Annotated in this window: 12 protein-coding genes, 1 pseudogene and 1 riboswitch; of the genes and pseudogenes, 5 read left to right on the top strand and 8 right to left on the bottom strand. The window is 39.2% G+C overall.

The window, feature by feature from the left end:
* Positions 1-50 precede the first annotated feature (50 nt).
* Together ACFS3A_RS06960 and ACFS3A_RS06955 are read right to left on the bottom strand one after the other, a co-directional pair.
* Positions 51-5,501, bottom strand: coding sequence for an N-6 DNA methylase (locus ACFS3A_RS06960; RefSeq protein WP_177766421.1), 5,451 nt, complete (start codon positions 5,499-5,501; stop codon positions 51-53).
* Entirely contained in the window at positions 5,488-5,925 is a 438-nt protein-coding gene (locus tag ACFS3A_RS06955) for a DUF1896 domain-containing protein (RefSeq protein ID WP_038330892.1), read from the bottom strand. Before ACFS3A_RS06955 ends, ACFS3A_RS06960 begins: the two co-directional genes overlap by 14 nt.
* A 177-nt stretch (positions 5,926-6,102) precedes the next feature.
* Positions 6,103-6,169: riboswitch (Fluoride riboswitch) on the top strand.
* A gap of 30 nt (positions 6,170-6,199) precedes the next feature.
* Here ACFS3A_RS06955 and ACFS3A_RS06950 point away from each other — a divergent pair.
* The 3 genes from ACFS3A_RS06950 to ACFS3A_RS06935 all read left to right on the top strand — a co-directional run bounded on the left by ACFS3A_RS06950 (position 6,200) and on the right by ACFS3A_RS06935 (position 9,651).
* Complete coding sequence (locus tag ACFS3A_RS06950; RefSeq protein ID WP_379824670.1) at positions 6,200-7,522, top strand: voltage-gated chloride channel family protein; 1,323 nt, start codon at positions 6,200-6,202, stop codon at positions 7,520-7,522.
* A 298-nt stretch (positions 7,523-7,820) separates the two neighbouring features.
* Positions 7,821-8,717, top strand: a complete 897-nt coding sequence (locus ACFS3A_RS06940) for an NmrA family NAD(P)-binding protein (RefSeq protein ID WP_038330895.1) — start codon at positions 7,821-7,823, stop codon at positions 8,715-8,717.
* Positions 8,718-8,730: 13 nt separating this feature from the next.
* Positions 8,731-9,651 (top strand): helix-turn-helix domain-containing protein, encoded by a 921-nt coding sequence (locus ACFS3A_RS06935; RefSeq protein ID WP_038331139.1) that lies wholly within the window; start codon positions 8,731-8,733, stop codon positions 9,649-9,651.
* Positions 9,652-9,697: 46 nt separating this feature from the next.
* Here the strand turns inward: ACFS3A_RS06935 and ACFS3A_RS06930 are convergent.
* The 6 genes and pseudogenes from ACFS3A_RS06930 to ACFS3A_RS06905 all read right to left on the bottom strand — a co-directional run bounded on the left by ACFS3A_RS06930 (position 9,698) and on the right by ACFS3A_RS06905 (position 15,819).
* Positions 9,698-10,509 (bottom strand): annotated as a pseudogene (locus tag ACFS3A_RS06930) (ORF6N domain-containing protein).
* 71 nt (positions 10,510-10,580) lie between these two features.
* A complete protein-coding gene (locus ACFS3A_RS06925) occupies positions 10,581-12,665 on the bottom strand; it encodes a type IA DNA topoisomerase (RefSeq protein WP_038330896.1) in 2,085 nt (694 codons plus the stop codon).
* A 2-nt stretch (positions 12,666-12,667) separates the two neighbouring features.
* Positions 12,668-14,158: a DUF3945 domain-containing protein gene (locus ACFS3A_RS06920; protein ID WP_038330898.1), complete on the bottom strand. Its 1,491-nt coding sequence runs from the start codon at positions 14,156-14,158 to the stop codon at positions 12,668-12,670.
* Between the two features lie 105 nt (positions 14,159-14,263).
* The gene (locus ACFS3A_RS06915) at positions 14,264-14,545 is read right to left on the bottom strand and encodes a helix-turn-helix domain-containing protein (protein ID WP_038331140.1); all 282 of its coding nucleotides are present in this window, start codon (positions 14,543-14,545) and stop codon (positions 14,264-14,266) included.
* Between the two features lie 37 nt (positions 14,546-14,582).
* On the bottom strand, positions 14,583-14,711 hold the full coding sequence (locus ACFS3A_RS06910; RefSeq protein ID WP_257213780.1) for a hypothetical protein: 129 nt from the start codon (positions 14,709-14,711) through the stop codon (positions 14,583-14,585).
* Between the two features lie 262 nt (positions 14,712-14,973).
* Positions 14,974-15,819, bottom strand: coding sequence for an RteC domain-containing protein (locus ACFS3A_RS06905; RefSeq protein ID WP_038330900.1), 846 nt, complete (start codon positions 15,817-15,819; stop codon positions 14,974-14,976).
* A 211-nt stretch (positions 15,820-16,030) separates the two neighbouring features.
* On the opposite strand from ACFS3A_RS06905, the gene ACFS3A_RS06900 reads away from it, so the two are divergent.
* Positions 16,031-16,594, top strand: a complete 564-nt coding sequence (locus tag ACFS3A_RS06900; RefSeq protein ID WP_038330902.1) for a helix-turn-helix domain-containing protein — start codon at positions 16,031-16,033, stop codon at positions 16,592-16,594.
* 89 nt (positions 16,595-16,683) lie between these two features.
* The gene (locus ACFS3A_RS06895) at positions 16,684-19,095 is read left to right on the top strand and encodes a heavy metal translocating P-type ATPase (protein WP_038330904.1); all 2,412 of its coding nucleotides are present in this window, start codon (positions 16,684-16,686) and stop codon (positions 19,093-19,095) included.
* The last annotated feature ends 77 nt before the right edge of the window (positions 19,096-19,172 follow it).

Raw genomic sequence — 19,172 nt, 5'->3', positions numbered from 1 at the left:
TAAAAGGGAGGTCTAACACCTCCCTTTTATTTTGCCCGTATGCTATATTACTACAATATACCACGGGGCATATGAACACCTTTTACCCGCACAATGCTTTCCTGAACCGTCGGGGTTTCTTTCTTCTTTTCTTCCTGCTCCGGAGCATCTGTTTTTGTTTCCGGCGTAATTGATAGCTGTATCTTCCGTTCTACCGCAGCCAGTTCCGTTTTGAGTTCGCTCAATCGGCTTTCCTTAGACCACGTACCGCTAAGCACTTCCTGAAGTATAGGCAGGTCTTTTTGTATTTCAGAAATTTTCTCCTGCTCCTGCTTAATAAAGCCCGGCAGCTTTTTTAAAGCCTTCAAAAAGTTCATTGCTGCGGTTTCAGGGTCTTTCGCCATTAAACCGTTGTTGTAGGTGTATTTGATGTTGCCCTCGCCCTGAACCAAAAAACGGTTTACCCTAATATCTGCCCCCTCTTTTTCAGACATTTCAGTTTTAACCAACAGCGTAAAACCGTACAAGCTGCCGATTTCTTCATATTGCCCTGCGGTACGAGCCCTATCCGCAATCTCATTAAGTTTCGTGCCGATTTGTTTCGGGTTTGCATTGGGCGGTAAGCCATCCAACAGCACAGGATTTGCGATTGTTCCGTCTGAATGCTTTTGTAGGCGTTGCTGCAAGTTTTCCCAGTCTGTACTCATCCGGTTCAAACGGGATTGAGCTTTGCTCAGTTCATCTGTAAAATCTTCCAGCTTGTATTTGGCACTTGACTTGGAACGGTTAAACGCCTGTTTTTCACTTTCCAATCCGGCAATCTGTTTTTCTACTTTGGCTTTATCCAGCAGATCGGTATTTCCCGACAGGATTGCCACATACTCGGAGAAGTTCATACCCGATTTTTCGTCCATACTGCCTTCATCTATGGTTCGCTTGCCGAGATTGTTGGATTTTAATTGGTCGATAAATAACTGTTTGTTGAAGAGCAGATTAAACTTATAACTATCCAATGATTTTTCAACGGCATAGATAACTACATCTACTTTATTATCGGCAAAGAACTTGGCAATCTCATTGCCTTTGCGGATTGCCCGACCGTCACGCTGGGCAAGGTCGCTTGGTCGCCACGGTGTATCTAAATGATGAATGGCAACGGCTCTTTTCTGTGCATTGACACCTGTACCGAGCATACTCGTTGAGCCGAACAGCACACGGATTTTGCCCTCGTTCATTCCTTTGATAAGCTCCTTGCGTTGGTTATCTGTTTTGGCTTCCTGAATGAAGCGTACTTCGTGTGCAGGTATACCGTGATCTTCCACGAGCTTACGTTTGATTTCGGAGTACACATTCCATTCGTTAGGTTTGTACGTACCCAAATCCGAAAAGACGAACTGCGTTCCTTTCTGTGCATTGAATTTGTTGTAATACTTGGCAATATTAGCTGCACAATGCGAAGCCTTGCTATCGGGATGATCTTCATAAGCTCCGCTTACCATTCGCATATCTAATGACATCTTACGAGCATAGTCCGTAGCAATCAGCATCTTTGCTTTTTCTTCTGTTGGAGATAAGGGCGGTCGTTCGAGCAAGACTGCATTTCCTGTTTTAGCAAACTCCATCAACTTTTTGATAAATACGCCCTGGTCGGGCGTTGGTGGAATGTTGTACAGGATTTCGTTTTTTACAGGTCGGTCAATGCCAATATCCTTTGCAGTACGGTAATCCGTAATTTCCGAGTAAAACTGTGCAAGCTCGGGTACTTTGATAAAGTATCGAAAACGTTCTTTCGCCACAATATTGTTGGCAACTGAAAACTCATAATCGGTCGTTTTACGGGCATAGATTGCTGCCCACGCATCAAAACAGTTAATACCTTGTTTTTCCAATGCCCGTGGTCGCAGGTATTTAAAGAGCAGGTACAATTCCGTCAATGAATTGCTGATGGTTGTACCCGAAAGAAAGGTTGCACCCATATCTGCATCGGTACGCTCCTGTATGGTTCTGATTGCAAACAGCAGGTTTAACGCTTTTTGGCTACCGTCCACGTTACCCAATCCAGCTACACGGCTGTGACGGGTGTTAAACATCAGGTTTTTAAACTGGTGGCTCTCGTCGATAAACAAATGGTCTATGCCCATCATTTTAAAGTCCACAATATCATCTTTGCGATTTTCAATATCGTGCTGTAAAGTCTTTAGCTTTACTTCGAGGTTTTCTTTCCGTTTAATGGACCCGGCAAGCATACCTCTTGTTACTTCAGCTCCCTGCGACTGCATCGCATCGAGGTTTCGCTCCACATTATCCAATTCTATTTCGAGGATTTCCTTTTGAATTTCTGGCGATTGCGGTATCATACCGAATTGGTCGTGTGTTAAAATCACACAGTCCCAATCGTTGTTTTTAATATCTCCGAAAATTCGCAGGCGTTTTTGCGGTGTAAAATCTTCTTTGCCCGGAAAGAGGATTTTAGCGTGCGGATAGGCAGTGCGATAGGCTTCGGCGATTTCGTGCACATTACTTTTCAGCCCGATTATCATTGGTTTATGAGCAAGTCCCAAACGCTTCATTTCCTGTGCTGCCGTACACATTATCAATGTTTTTCCTGTACCTACTTCGTGATCGCAGATAGCACCGTTATTGAGTTTAATCATCAATACGGCATCTTTTTGACTTCCGTACAGGTCTTCAATGCCCAATGCTTTACGGTCTAATCCCGGAAACTCCTGATGGCTTCCATCATAGTTTGGGCGAACAAAACAATTAAACTTATCATTGTATTGGTCGGTTAGCCTTTTTTTAAACTCATTGCTCTGTGCGTGTAACCAATCGGTAAAAGCGGTACGTATTTCGTCAATCTTAGTGTTTGCCATCTGTATGGCTTCCATATCCTTTACTTTGACTTCCTTGCCGTCTATTTCGACTTTTTTGGTGATATCGGGCGTCGTATTGACAAGAGCGTGTTTGAGCAGAGCAACGCCATCAAACGTCCTGCTTTCAGCCTTTACCGCATATTTTACCCATATATTTTGATTGCCCCGATTACAGATTACGGAAAAATCATCGGAACTGTCGGAATAATGGATATTCACTTCCGCATCGAACAGGTGCGAAGCAAATTTGGCATAAATACCTGTGGGTATCCAGCGTTCACCAAGGTTAAAGTCCAGTTCCTCAAATTCGATACGTCTTGGTCGGGCTTCTTCCAATACCATAAGGCTGTGCTTTGCTTCGGTATTTTCGGGATTGCTTTCTACATATTCTATTATTTCCTGTGCTTTTTCTACCACGTTACCGGCTATCCAGCGTTCGGAAATTTCGTATTCACTTTGCAGGGGATTATAAAAAATACGACCGTGCAGAGCATCTTTCAAGGCATCTGCGGACATACTGCTGATTTCGGACATATAGTCCAAATCAACACTTCCGTATTTATTCAATGAGGATGCTAATGCTTCTTCGGGATTATCGGTTGCTAATGTTGTCGTGGAAAAACTTACAGGATGGCTGAAAATATCCGCTTTATGGATAACACTCCCTTTTACACGCTCCAAATAAGGGATTTCTTTTCCGGCACTATCCGTCTTAATCAGCTTGATATTATCGGCACTGTTCAGACTACCGTACCTTTTTACAAAAGCATCGTACAGTTGGTTTAAATTTTCTCTTTCTGCCTTATGTTCGGTTTGTAGTTCCGCTTCTTTATTGTAAAGCTGTTGGTAAATATCACGTACTCCGATATACGCTTCGGCTCTTGCTTTCTGTAAAGAAGGTAATTGCAAGGGGTAGAACATTGCAGTTTTATCCACTTTATCTACTTCCTGTAAATGACCTACCCAACCATTATCAACCACAAGGCAATCGTTACGATGGAACGATTGCAATTCGCCACTATACGGAGCAGGCTTAGGAATGGCTGCAAGAACAGGTACGGAAATAGCTGGTTTATCAGCCTGGTCATTTCCGTTAGACTGCGAAAATAAATCGCGAATAATTTCCTGTTTTGTTCCGTTGGGTGGAACGGTTCTATTGACCGAGCCATTGGAAACTGAAGGCGTATAAGGTTGCTGCATTGCTGAACTGAACAGGTCGATTTGGCGACCAATGTTAGCCCGTTGTTTTTTGGTAGTTTGCTTTTTAGATTTCGTTGCTTTCTTTGGTGGAGTTAAAACCGCTATGTTTTCATCATCATTTTCAAACAGGTCGAAAATGCTTAACTGTTTTAATTCCTGCGGACTTTCCAGTATGATGGCTGATTGTGTTAAACGATGTTGTTCCGGCTGAATGATTTCACGCTCTTGAATTTCACGTTCAATAACTGGAGGTGTAACAATGGGCTGTGTCGGAATTTGAACAATAGGTTCATCATTCCGTTTTTCTTTGTACAAAGACAAGTTTAAATGCTTTCCAAAATCATCGGAAAGCATCTGTTCAAGGCTATTTGCAATGCCCTCAACACCCTTGTTGTGTGTATAGATTAAAGCAGGTTGCCCGTAAGGGTCGGTAGCTACTTTCCAATGTGTATGTACAATTTGTCCACTTTTATCTAACAAAGCATTGCTTGGCGTACCGTAGCCTGTTTTCGTACTTTGGCAAAATAAATCTTCTCTTTCGGTCAGATTTTGTTTTGCTGTATTCTTTTGGAGAATGATAAGATCACTGCCGACCTCAGTACCTGCATAATCAGTAAATAGATTATTGGGTAAGCGAATTACGGATACCAAATCGTTGTTTTCCATCAACGCTCTGCGTATAGGCTCGTTATTCGGACTGTTTAAAATCCCTTGTGAGGTAATAAAAGCCTGTAAACCGCCCTCACGGAGCATATCGTTACCTTTCAGAAAGAAATAATTGTGAATGCTTCGGGCAGCCTGAACTTTTGCACTCTCTTTACTACGAGAATACGAAAGGTCAAAAACAGAAGTATCGCCAAAAGGGATATTGCTGGCAACAACATCGTAACTGTTTTGTTCTTTTTCGGGTATTTCTTCAAAACCGCTTATACGGACAGTGCTTTCGGGATAAAGCTGTTTTAATATTTTTCCTGTGAGCACATCTTTTTCATAGGCTGTAACTTTGGTTTCGTTCCCTGCAAAGGATTCGACAAATGATCCGATACCTGCCGATGGTTCAAGGAACTTGTCAATGTGCAAACCCTTATCACGCATTGATTGCGAAATGGCATCTATCACCTGCGGTGGTGTATAAAAAGCGGTTAGTACCGAGCTTTTCATACTGTCCACGTACCTGCGGTATTGCTTTTCGTCTTGGGGATTTTCTTTTAGCAGTTGGTGGAGTTCCTGCACAATCGGGAAAAGGTTATGTTCGGTTTTTCTCCAATGGTTGATGTCTATATCATCCGCTATGGGGTTCAGCACGAATTTAAGACCGCCAAATCCGCTGTATTGCATCATTAGCAGTCTTTCGCCTACGGTGGCTTGACGGTTCTCCTTTTCCAGTTTAAAAGCAATTCGTAAGGCATCAATGTTTTGTTGGAGATGTTGCTTTTTACTGAAGCCCATTTTTCTCTATCCATATTGCAATGGTTCCAGTTACTTCGGTATAAAGAGCATCAAACTCATAGGTGTAAGCGAAATCATCAGTTAATTTATAGTTGGAGAAAACAGGCTCACAGACGGTGAACATTTTAAGAGCGAACGGTCGTAGTTCTTCGTCTGCCATTAGGGTATCAAACTCATTGCATACGACTTGGAAAACCGTATCGAATTTGGAGAAATGCAGATTTTCAAACAGGATATAATTGGCAATCTCGTTGCATTGCTCAACTACGTTTCCCGAACGGAAAGCCACCTCATAAGCATTGGCAGCCCACGATGAACGTTGGTCGATAAACTTTTGGTCGTGTGCCTTTTCAGGGAAGCTGCTGTTTAATAATTCTTGCAGTCGTAACCTGAAATACGATAGGTCTTTTTGCTGTGTACTCATACTATAATTTTGTTTAGAATTTTGCTTGAAGCCTAAAATTATAAGCGGAAGCAAATGCCTTTGTGAATGTTGCAGGGTTTGGCGTTGAGAGGCGGTATTTGGCGTAATAGAATGAAAAGACAAAAAGGATATTTCTTTACGGCAGATATATTATAATATTTTTTTAATACATTTGTCGTTCCAAAAGGAAATGGTGTTCTTCCTTACCCAACCGCTTTTAAAAGCTGATGACGCCTGATTAAATTAAATGTTTAACATTTTAATCGGGTTGGTTATGTCAATAAATAACAAAAAGTCATTCGGTCAAAAAATCAATTTATCTACGAAAGTATTTTTCAGAAAGTATCCTTCAATTTCCTACATCCTTAAATGGACATTTTTATGTTTGCTTATCGGACTTTGTGTTGGTAGTGCTTCAGCAGGTTTTCTGCAATCATTGGACTGGGTTACAAATTATCGTGAAAATCATTTATGGTTAATTGCATTATTGCCAATTGGTGGTTTTTTCATCGGTTTGCTCTATTACTATTTGGGCAAAGACATTGAATCAGGAAATAATTTGCTTATTGACACCATTCACAATCCAAAAGAAATTATCTCGTTCCGAATGGCTCCGTATGTGTATATCGGAACTATTGCTACGCATTTTTTTGGCGGCTCGGCAGGACGTGAGGGGACGGCTTTACAAATGGCGGGTGCTATTGCCGACCAATTTGTCAAACCTTTTCGATTGACAGAGAGCGAACGAAAAATTTTAATTATTTCGGCTATTTCCGCAGGTTTCGGCTCCGTATTCGGAACACCATTAGCAGGTGCAGTCTTTGGTTTGGAAGTTTTTCTAATCGGACGACTGAAATATGATGCTATTTTTCCTGCATTTGCCGCAGGAATTATTGCCGATTTAGTTACCAAACTTTGGCAGACACATCACACACATTATCACATCAATTTTGTACCCAACATTTCATTTCTAAATATTATATATGCAATTATTGCAGGGATTATTTTTGGGTTATGTTCCGCAACATTTAGCAAGGTCATTCATAAAACAAGTGCGATTTTTAAATCAAAAATTGAATTTGCTCCTTTTCGTCCCTTAGTTGGCGGAGTGATTGTGGCTTTTGCGGTTTGGGCAATCGGCACAACAAAATACATTGGGTTAGGTATTCCAACTATTGTTCACTCGTTTGACCAACAATTACCTGCATATGATTTTGCGTTGAAAATGGCTTTTACTATTATCACACTTTCGGCAGGTTTCAAAGGCGGCGAAATAACGCCGTTATTCTTTATCGGAGCAACTTTGGGAAATACTATAAGTTTATTCATTCCGTTACCAACAGGACTTTTGGCAGGAATGGGATTTGTTGCTGTATTTGCAGGAGCAACCAATACACCATTAGCTTGTATTATTATGGCAATTGAACTATTTGGTGTTGAATGTGGTGTATATGTAGCTATCGCTTGTGTAATTTCGTATCTCTTGTCAGGCCACACTAGTATTTACGGTAAACAAATGATTGGCGAACCAAAGAACCGCAGATTTTCAAATCACCAAGGAAAACGCTTAACTGAACTCAATGGAAATCATAAATAAACAATTTGTAAAGGATAAAAATATTAAATCCACTTAAATTGCTAACACACTTACTGACTACCCAATATTTGAAGCATCCTGCCGACTTCAATATCCATTCGGGAAGAGGCAAACCATTTTTTGCCGAGGTCTTTGAGTGATGACCCGATGTGGTAAAGCTCTGTCTTGTCAATAATTTAAAAACGGTCGTTGATATAGAGAAATTTTATACTTATTTTTTCGGTTACAACAAAGATAGATTTGGTTACATCCCGGATTTTTAAACCACTGAACTTTGTCAATAATTAAATTTTAAAATATGAAAATTGTATTGACAGGTTCTTTAGGGCATATCGGAAAACCACTTGCAGAAGGGTTGGTAGCAAAAGGACATTCCGTAACGGTTATCAGCAGTAATGTCGGCAGACAAAATGAGATCGAAGCTATTGGGGCAGTTCCTGCTGTTGGCTCGCTTGAAGACGTAGGTTTTCTTGTGAAAACTTTTACAGGTGCAAACATCGTTTATCTGATGGAACCGCCCGCAAATTATTTCAATAAAACTATCGATGTTTACGCACACAGGATAAGGATAGCTAATATTTACGTACAGGCTATTCTATTGGCAGGTGTAACCAAAGTGGTGCATTTGAGCAGTATCGGTGCACATACAGATCACGGAAACGGAATGCTCCGAATTCATTATGAGGTAGAGCAGATTTTAAAAGAATTACCGGAATCGGTTTCCCTGAAAGAAATGCGACCTGTTGGCTTTTACTATAACATGTTTGCATTTATACCTGCTATCAAATCACAGGGGGCAATTATCCAAAATTATGGTGGCGATAAAAAAGAACCTTGGGTTTCGCCTTTAGATATTGCCAGTGCCATTGTAGAAGAGATGGAAAAACCATTTAACGGCAGGACAATTCGTTATATTGCCAGCGATGAAGTTTCTCCAAACAAAGTGGCTCAAGTGCTGGGCGAGGCAATTGGAAAACCCGATCTGAAATGGCAGATGGTTTCTGATGAACAATTTTTAAATGCTCTGTTGGCTATTGGTTTCAATCCACAGGTTGCCAAAGGTTATACAGAAATGAACGCCAGCCGAAGAACGGATGCCTACGAAGATTACAATTTGTACAAACCGCAATCATTGGGTAAAGTAAAATTGACCGATTTTGCAGGCGAATTTGCAACCGTCTTCAATAAAAAATAAATATCTTTATACTGTGCAAAATAAGCCTACATATCGAATAAAAACCATTAGCGAATACCATAAGGTCAGGGAGTTGCCCAAGCCACAGCACCCTCTTATCAGTGTGATTAATTGTGCCGACATTCGACATATAGGCAACGTATGTGATTATAGATGGATGCTCGATTTTTATTCCATATCGCTCAAACGGTCTTCGTATTCTAAGGCAATATATGGGCAACAGGAATATGACTTTGATGAGGGGATTATGTATTTTTCTGCACCGAAGCAGTTATTTAGTTTTGAAATAGATAAAGAGGCAACGCCCGATTTTTCAGGGTGGATATTGCTTGTTCACCCTGACTTTTTATGGCATACGAGCCTCGCTGATAAGATCTTAAAATACGAGTTCTTTGGTTATGATGTACACGAGGCATTATTCCTATCGGAAAAGGAAGAATTACTATTGAAGAATATTATTCTGGGTATTCAGCAGGAGTATCACACGAATATGGATAAGTTCAGCCAACATATTATTATTTCACAAATAGAAACGTTGCTCAATTATGCCGAACGGTTTTATGAGCGGCAGTTTCTGACAAGAAAAATCACTAATCATCAAATTCTGGACAGACTGGATAAATTATTAAACGATTACTTTAACGACAACGATCTGGCTTCAAGAGGACTTCCTACAGTTCAATATGTATCGGATAAATTAAACGTGTCGCCAAACTATTTAAGTGGCTTACTTAAAATATTGACAGGACAGACCACGCAGCAACACATTCACGATAAACTGATTTTAAAAGCTAAAGAAAAACTTTCAACAACAGATTTGACGGTTAGTGAAATTGCATATGGATTAGGTTTTGAGCATTCTCAATCTTTTAATAGAATATTCAAAAGTAAGACTAACCAATCTCCTTTAGAATTTAGAAAATCATTCAATTGAAATTTGAGAATGGTATAAACAAACTCTTTATAGAAACGAGAGGTTTTTATTGTTTATTCAATATTTGAAGCATCCTGCAAACTTCAATATCCATTCGTGAAAAGGCAAACCATTTTTTGCCCAGGTCTTTGAGTGATGCCCCGATATGGTAAAGTTCCGTATCGTCAATAATCAAAAATCGGTCGTGAGCATCGGAGAAAATCTCAATCTCAATAATGGGAGGATATTGGATGTTGTACCGTTGTAAATCCAGCCGTAATTGATTGCTGATAGATTTGGTATGTATGGTGGAGGCTACATTTGTATTGCGCTTACTCAATAAGGTCAGCACCGTATCATCCACATAATTATCAAGCAGGATAATGGAATTTCCAGCACTACGGATAATATCAGAAACAAAAGCATCGGCATCAAAAACCTGTCCGTTGTAAAAGATACCTTTTTCGCTGTGGAGCTTGTCGTTTTCCAAAGCCTTAAAGATTTTCTCAAATTTTTGATCGGCTTGTAATTGCTTCAATTCAATCTTATCCAAACGATGAAATAAAGAGGCGTTACTGATTAGCATTCTTCTCATTTCTACGAAAGCTTCCATAATTTCAACGCTCACTTTAATAGCAATATGTGAACGAAGTATAGCAGATGCCATTGCAATACCTTGTTCGGTAAAAGCATAAGGTAGATAACGTCTTCCACCATAGTTTAAACTTGAGGTTCCAAATTGGAACCTCAAGTTTTCAAATTCTTCATCTGTCAATTGAAAGCAAAATGAAATAGGAAACCTTTCATATTTCTTTTTACCGCTTTGTTGAGGTTCTTTGTTTCCACTTGGTGTAAGGAAGCGAGGTCGCTATCTAGCATTACTTGCTTTCCACGTAAGGAATAAATCAGGCTCTTGATTTCCATTGTGCTAATGGTAGGTTTGTTTTCCATTACTTTTTGTAACTTTTGTTTTTTTCAAATTCAAAAGAGGTTTTGTATTCTTCATCCAATATGATAAAGGCATCGAACTTCTTTCCTGCCTTGCTTTTCATTCCTTTAATAAGTGAAGTTTTACCTTTATTGATAAGACTTTCAATATCGGCTATCCTGATTTGTACGCCACACACATTACGGAACTGTATCCAATTACAAACTTCATCAGGACACTTTACAATTTTATCCCGGATGATGAGTTGCTGGCTTTTACATTTCGGGCAATTCAGTTTAGGCAGGTTGTTTTGAGCAATGGAAGTTTGCAATAGTTCATCGGTAATAGATATTGCATATTTTTCCATTTCTGTTTGAAATGCTCCGACATCAGCTTCATTGTTTTCTATTTTCTGCAAGGCAAGTTCCCATTCAGCGGTCATTGCCACATCTGCAATTTTGCGGTCTTTTACTAGTTCATATACCTGCAATCCTTTTTCAGTGGGTATCAGGGATTTCTTTTCTCGTTGGATATAGTTGCGGGTAAACAGCGTTTCGATTATCGCTGCCCTTGTAGCAGGCGTGCCAATACCGATATTTTGCAGGGCTTTCCGTTCGTCCTCGTTTTCAATTTCCTTTCCTGCATTTTCCATTGCCGACAATAGCCCGGCTTCTGTATAAAGCACAGGCGGTTTGGTTTTCTTTTCTAAACAAATGGCTTCCTTAATGTTCAGTTCGTCACCTTTTTTTAAATCGGGTAAGTCCTGAATTGGTTCAGTGTCTTCGTCCGAGAAAGTTCCCTTTATCAAACGCCAACCTGCTTCCAAAACTTTACAGCCTTTCAACGTAAAATCGTAATGCGATACTTGCAACGCTATATCTGTTACTTCTTTGATACAAGGTTGTGATATGGCTTCGAGCAGTCGAAAGGCAATCATATTATAAACTTTCGTTTCGTCCGTTTTGAGAGCAGACGGAATTTTGTCGGTAATAAGTAAACCGTGGTGGTCTGTCACACGTAAATCGTTTACGATACGCTTATTAAACCGACCCCATTTTACTTTTGATACCGCTTGTTTAAATTGCTCATTATTCTGCAATGCTCTTACAAGGTTGGGAATTTCAGCCCACATATCTTCAGGGATATATTTACTTCCGGTGCGTGGGTAAGTGATAAACTTCTTTTCGTAAAGGCTTTGGGCAATATTCAGGGTTTCTTCGGCAGAAAGGTTGAGCTTTTTATTAGCTTCCTTTTGCAGTCCTGTAAGGTCAAACAACAAAGGCGGTTGCTCTGTAACGCTTTTGGTTTCTACCGATGTAATTGTTGCCGTATCGCTTCGCTGAATGGCTTTCAATGTATCATCGGCAAGTTTTTGGTTTTCCCATTTGGTTTTGGAAAGGCTTTTGAAATCAACATTTTCTTTGTTGTGTGATAGCTGAATTTGCCTATACTTCTTAATAGAGAAATTTTTGTTTTCCAAATAGCGTTTACAAATAAGAGCCAATGTAGGCGTTTGCACCCTACCTAACGAATAAATACCATTGCCTGCCGAAATACTCAATGCTTGTGTAGCATTGATGCCCACCAACCAATCGGCCCGGCTTCTGCCTTGCGCAGCCTGATACAATCCGTCAAATTCTTTGCCGTCTTTCAAGCTATCAAAGCCTTGCTTGATTGCCTTTTCGGTAAGTGAACTAATCCAAAGTCGCTCAAAGGGTTTACAGCATTTTAGATGCTCGTAAATATACCTAAAAATCAACTCGCCCTCACGTCCTGCATCGGTAGCAACGATAATGCTGTCGCTTTTGTTGAACAATTCTTTGATGATTTTCAGTTGCTTTAATGCTCCCGTATCGGCTTGGTAGCCCTTGTCTTTTTTGACCTTTCTAACGGTCAATATGAACGGGTTCGGGAGGATAGGCAATGAAGTCTTATCAAACCCCGAAATCCCGTAATCTTCGGGCATTCCTAAGCCAATTAAATGACCGAATGCCCACGTAATAAAATAGCCATTACCCGTTAAGTAGCCGTCTTTTTTATCAGATGCTCCCAACAGGCTGGCTATTTCTCTTGCTACGCTTGGTTTTTCTGCGATAACTGTTTTCATAATTAACTCACTTTTTTACCTTTTGATTTTGCTGGAGCTTTCGGTTTTTCCTGTTGCTCCTGTTGCTTTTCATTCTTCGGTTTTTGCTGTTCTTTTTGCAAAGGTTCTTTCACATTTTTGGTTGCTTCGTTGGTTTTTCCTTCAGAATTAACCGCAGTTTGTGTTTTGTGAGCTTCGGTAGGTTTTACACGTTCCTTATATTGATTTGGGAACTCAAAATTGGTTTTTCCATCTTGTTTATTGAAAGTGATGTAACCCTGGTAGGGCTGGTCCTTTTTGTCTTTCAACTCAATATATACGGTTTGTCCGTCTTTGAATTTGTTGTACTGCTCATCAGTCAGTTCCTTACCTCTGAAAGTTCTCGGAGCTTCGTGCGATTGCTTTTGTTGACTGGTTTGCTTATTACTTTGTTGCTTATTTTGGGATTGCTGGTTATTGTTGTTTCTGTCAAACAAAAACTCAACAAATCTTTTGTCAGCATTATACTGAACATTTGCATCAAAGGTGGTTCCCTTTGTAGAAATCATTCCCTCGATAAACAGAGGTTTCCCCTCCATTAAGGTTTGCTTTTGCACATCGTTCAGTTTTATCCCCTTTAATTCATCAGGGATTTTGATAAATTCTGTTTTTAAAGCAATCAGCTCATTGGTAAGCCTGTCCACACTGATAATGGACGGCATCATTTCTTCTGTTTTGGGATTTTTCAAATCTACCACACGCCCCATATTACCCGTATCGAGCAAGTTCTTTTTGTCTTCTTCGTTAAACTTGTGTCCAAAGAACTCAAAGTTTAGGTTGGGTTCACGTCTGATACCATGTACTGCCGCCACGATACTTCCATCTGGTGTAGGCTGTAACGATAAACGGGCATCTGTGCGTACTACTGCACCGCCAAGATTAATACTAATAGGTACAAGCTCATTAGTCTTGTAACCTTTCAATAATGGTTCAAGGAGGTTCTTTTTTTCAAGGTATTCCTTGCTTAATCCGAGATTGTTCATTGTTTCCCAATCAATCTGTTCCGGCTTGAAACGGTATTCGTTTGTTTCTGGTGTTGTGTGTGTTGTTGCCATATCATTTTTATTTTCTTGTTTTTGTTCTTTTTCGGGTTCATTTTTCACCTCGTGTTTTTCCATTTCTTTTTTACCCTCCGGTGTAGGGTTATCTACCTGCTTTTGAAATTTTTTTGCCTTTTCTACAGCTTCTCCTGCCGGCACTTTAAAGAATGTGAAATTGGTAGGATCTTTTAGCTGTCTCCAAAAATTGGATAGGAAATTGGAAACGAAATCGCCGTGTTTGTCCACACGCATAAAATCAGATTGGTTCTTTTTGGTAGGGTCAACGGTTTCCATTTTGCCGTTTTCGTCAATGCTCTTTACGGCTTGGATTTTCATTTTTTCCTTATCCAATATTAACAGTATGTCCGACAGTTGTTCTGGTACGTTCTGAACAGATTGCTCGGAGGTTTCCTGTTTCTTTGTTTCTTCGCTCATAATCTGAAAATTTTAAAGTTTTTATGCCGAAAGTAAAGGAAGTGCTTCCTGCTTAGCCTAAAGTGGCAGTCAATGGAAATGTTTGGCTTTCATTGGCGTTCTGTTCTATTTATTAAAGCTCTCTCTGATAAACTGATGTACATCTGATAATTTATAATACAATTTCCCGCTAATCGTGTAATATGGGAGCTTCCCAATAGAGCGATAACGTTGCAGAGAACGATTACTGACTTTCAGCATTTGCAAAATATCCTGATTGTCGAGTAGTTCCTCTCCATCAATGGTATTTCGTTTCTTTTTTAAATCGTTAATATTGTCGCCCAACATATCAAATCTGTCCATGATGCGTTCCATCCACGATATAAATTCCATTCTATCAATATTCATAGCACATGTTTTTAAGGATTTATTTTTTTGTCTGTTTTCAGCTTTCTGCCTTTTGCCATAAGTCATCATAGCTTGTATCATTCAGCCTTTGTAGATAATCAGCAATAGTATTTATCCAGTTATTAAGCTGTATCCCTGCTGCTGCTTCAATAGTTATAATTTTCATCGCATTGCTCTTTAATGTTTACAATGCAAAATTGAGAAAGGTGGCAGTGTTTGTCTGCCAAGCCTTGCCAATTGGTTTAGCGGTTTTTTGAAAATTTTACAATTTGACGGAAAGCCTTATTAAATAAGGCTTTCGTTAGATTTTCCGATTTGAGCCATGGTAAAACAAGCCCTTATGCCAGTTGGCATATATGGGCAGATGCAAACACAAAAAAGCAATACGGGATGCGTATCGCTTTCAAACTCTTTATTGATTGGAGTGTTTATAAGTCTTTATCCATATATTCTTCCAATGCCTGTTTCAACTGATCTAAAAACAAGGTTCGAGAACCTGCACGGGTTTTCATCCGGTGGAATGCGTGATGCACATCGGTCAGTGGTATTCGAAACAACACTTGTGAAATAGCAGTGAGCTTCCGGATGCCTAACTTACCGTCCGAAATAGCACCAGATGCGTATAGGGCATACGTTAGCTCAATCAAAGCATTCTTGCTGTCCGTCCAAGATAGCTCTTTAATTTCGCTGGTGCTGCTGAAAAATGTATCAGAGTTTTCTTCGGGACTGATTTTGGTTAAGAGGTAGGCATATAACAGGTCGTTGGAGAGAATACGAGCTAATTTGTAATCGTAATAGGTTGAGAAAAGCGGGTCGATTTCAAACACATAACTATTAAGCCCTTCGAGGTAATTTATCTGCCCCCGTTTAAAATATTCTTGATCTTTATCTATTCTGCCTGAACGGTAGTATCGGTAAAAGTGGGAATTGCAGATATGTTCCCTGAACTCAATCTTCAGCTCTGTTAAATGTTTCGAGAAATAGTTGCGGTAGATTTTTCCATTATTGACCGGGCACGAGGTTTCTATCCGGTACAGTTTATTATAGTAAATTAGCTTTCCGAGGATTTGGGGCTTAGTCATTTTAAAGAATTCAATCTCTTTTGCCTCGTTCTCAAATCCCGAACTTAACACATATTCTTTTGCCGAAACCAATAGCTCCTGAAGAAAGACCGTCATTTGAAAAGCTTCTTCAATTAGTCCCGAGCACGTGACTGAGAGTTTCCGTTCTTGCTCCTGAATTTCGCTAACAATATTGTTTATTGACTTTCTCATAAAGGAAGATTTTACTATCAATATCGGTATCACACAAATTTTACCAATAAATAGTAATTTAATAACCAATGTGTCCCTACAATGGGAAAGATTTTAATCGTTTTTCATCGGCGGTTTATCACTTAACCACCCATAAACGATAAATACTAAATTATTAATCATAAATTTGTATTTGTGTATTTATGTAAATTAAAAACTGACTTTGTGATATATGGGGACATTGTTTATAAAAAATATGGTCTGCAACCGCTGTATTCTCGTTGTTCAGAACGAACTCGATAAGCTCGGTTTAGAGGCTAGTAATATAAAATTGGGAGAAGTTTCTCTCGTGAAAGATCTGACTACAAAAGAACGAGAAGCAATAGAAAGTGCGTTAGATCCCTTAGGTTTTCAGGTCATTGATGACAAGAAAAGTCGCATGATTGAGAAGATAAAAAACGTAATTATTGAATTAGTGCATCATCAGGACAATGACGTAAAAACAAATCTTTCCGATGTTTTAAGTGATGCATTACATAATGATTACAATTATCTTTCTAATTTGTTTTCTGATATTGAGGGTACAACTATTGAAAAATATTTTATAGCTCAAAAAGTAGAAAAAGTAAAAGAACTTTTAGTTTATGATGAGTTATCATTAAGTGAAATTGCCGATCGCATGAACTATTCAAGTGTGGCTTATCTAAGTAATCAGTTCAAGAAGGTAACAGGTCTTACACCTAGCCATTTTAAACAAATTCGAGAAGACAAACGTAAGCCTTTAGATGAGGTTTAAGTAAATCTTACAAATCAAACCCATAATTTCACAATAAATATCTATCAATTTATTGTCAATTTTGTATTGTAAAATAAAGCAATCGAAATATGGCAACAAATAAAGAAATAATTTACATACCTCTAGAGGATGTAGAAAGCGAACATTGTGCATTAATCGTAGAAAAAGGACTTGCACAAGTAAAGGGAGTTGAAAGTCACAAAGTAGAAATAAATAATCACAGAGCGGCTATTACGGTTAAGGATGAAGAAGTAGTCGCTGATGCTGTAAATGCCATAAGAGATTTAGGTTATGGTGTACCAACAGTAAAAGCTAGTTTTCCGGTTTTGGGGATGACTTGTGCTTCATGTGCAGGTAGTGCAGAAAGTGTGGTGCGTTATGTGCCAGGCGTGGTTAATTCATCTGTAAACTTTGCTACTGGTAATCTATCTGTTGAATATTTTCCAAATATGACAGATGCCAATGCTATTCGAAAAGCTGTTCAAGCTGGAGGCTATGACTTGTTGATTGAAGATGAGTCTAAACAACAGGAAACTTTAGAAGCCATCCACGAAAAGAAATTCAAACAGTTAAAAAATAAAACCACCTGGGCGATCATTCTATCATTACCTGTAGTTGTTATAGGAATGTTCTTTATGGATATGCCTTATGCCAATGAAATTATGTTGGTATTTTCTACTCCGGTAGTGTTATGGATTGGTCGTGATTTCTTTATCAATGCCTGGAAGCAAACCAAAAATAAATCTGCCAATATGGATACTTTAGTAGCGTTGAGCACCGGTATCGCCTATCTGTTCAGTGTTTTCAATATGGTGTTTATGGATTTCTGGATGGCAAGAGGCATTCACCCCCACGTGTATTTTGAAGCCGCAGCGGTTATTATAGCCTTCATTCTTTTAGGTAAATTATTGGAAGAAAAAGCAAAAGGAAATACTTCGACTGCTATCAAAAAATTGATGGGATTACAGCCTAAAACCGTTATCGTCATTCAAAAAGATGGGACAGAAAAACAAACGGCTATTGAAGATGTAAATGCTGGCGATATTATTTTAGTAAAGCCAGGTGAGAAAATCGCAGTGGACGGAATGGTGATATCTGGTAATTCTTATGTGGATGAAAGTATGTTGAGTGGCGAACCCGTTCCTGTATTGAAAAAAGAGAAAGAAAAAGTATTTGCCGGAACCATCAATCAAAAAGGAAGCTTCCAATTTGAAGCCGTGAAAGTGGGTAAAGAAACTATGTTGGCACAAATCATCAGAATGGTGCAAGATGCACAAGGTAGTAAAGCACCAGTGCAAAAACTGGTTGATAAAATTGCAGGTATTTTTGTTCCCGTGGTTATTGGTATCGCTATTTTTACCTTTATTCTATGGTTAATTTTAGGCGGTGACAATGGTGTGGTACAAGGTCTGTTAGCAGCTGTTACAGTATTGGTTATTGCTTGTCCTTGTGCTTTAGGTTTAGCTACACCAACAGCTATTATGGTGGGAGTAGGTAAAGGGGCTGAGAGTGGTATTTTAATTAAAGATGCTGAAAGTTTGGAATTGGCTAAAAAAGTGCAAGCTATCATTTTAGATAAAACAGGAACCATTACCGAAGGTAAGCCAGAAGTAACCGGTATTACGTGGTTGAACAATGATGATACGACTAAAAATATTTTGTTGAGTATCGAAAAACAATCAGAACATCCATTGGCAGAAGCGGTGGTGAAAAACTTAGAAGGTATATCAACCGTAAGTTTGAGTGGATTTGACAGTATTACAGGTAAAGGTGCAAAAGCCGACTACAATAACGAAACTTACTATGTTGGAAACAAAAAGTTATTGTTTGAAAATAACATTAGTATTCCTGCTCAGTTACAATCTCAAGCTGATGAATGGGGTAAAGAATCAAAAACGGTAATTTGGTTTGCCAATAGTAAAGAAGCACTTTCTGTAGTGGCTATCTCTGATAAAATCAAAGAAACTTCAGTAGCTGCAATCAAAGAATTGCAAGATATGGGTATTGATCTGTATATGCTTACTGGCGACAATGAAGCCACAGCAAAAGCTATTGCCGAGCAAACTGGAATTGGTCATTACAAAGCTGAAGTATTACCACATCAGAAAGCAGAATTTGTAAAAGAACTACAGGCCCAAGGCAAAGTAGTTGCAATGGTCGGTGACGGTATCAACGATAGTACCGCTTTGGCAACAGCCGATGTAAGTATCGCAATGGGTAAAGGTTCGGATATTGCGATGGACGTAGCAAAAATGACCATCATCTCTTCCGATTTGACTAAGATTCCACAAGCGATCAGATTGTCTAAACAAACAGTAGCTACCATCAAACAAAACTTGTTCTGGGCCTTTATTTACAACCTTATAGGCATTCCAATTGCAGCAGGTATATTGTATCCAATTAATGGTTTCTTATTGAATCCGATGATTGCAGGAGCTGCGATGGCTTTAAGTAGTGTAAGTGTGGTTAGTAACAGTTTGCGTTTGAAGTGGAAGAAGTAAATCTTACAAATCAAACAAAAAATATCGAAATAGTTTAACACGTTTTGCTGCTGATATTTGCAGCAGCAAAACAATAA

The sequence above is a fragment of the Flavobacterium notoginsengisoli genome (assembly GCF_042686225.1).
Classification (GTDB): Bacteria; Bacteroidota; Bacteroidia; order Flavobacteriales; family Flavobacteriaceae; genus Flavobacterium; species Flavobacterium notoginsengisoli.
The sequence above is the reverse complement of the archived record's forward strand: the minus strand, read 5'-3'. Positions and strand labels throughout refer to the sequence as shown.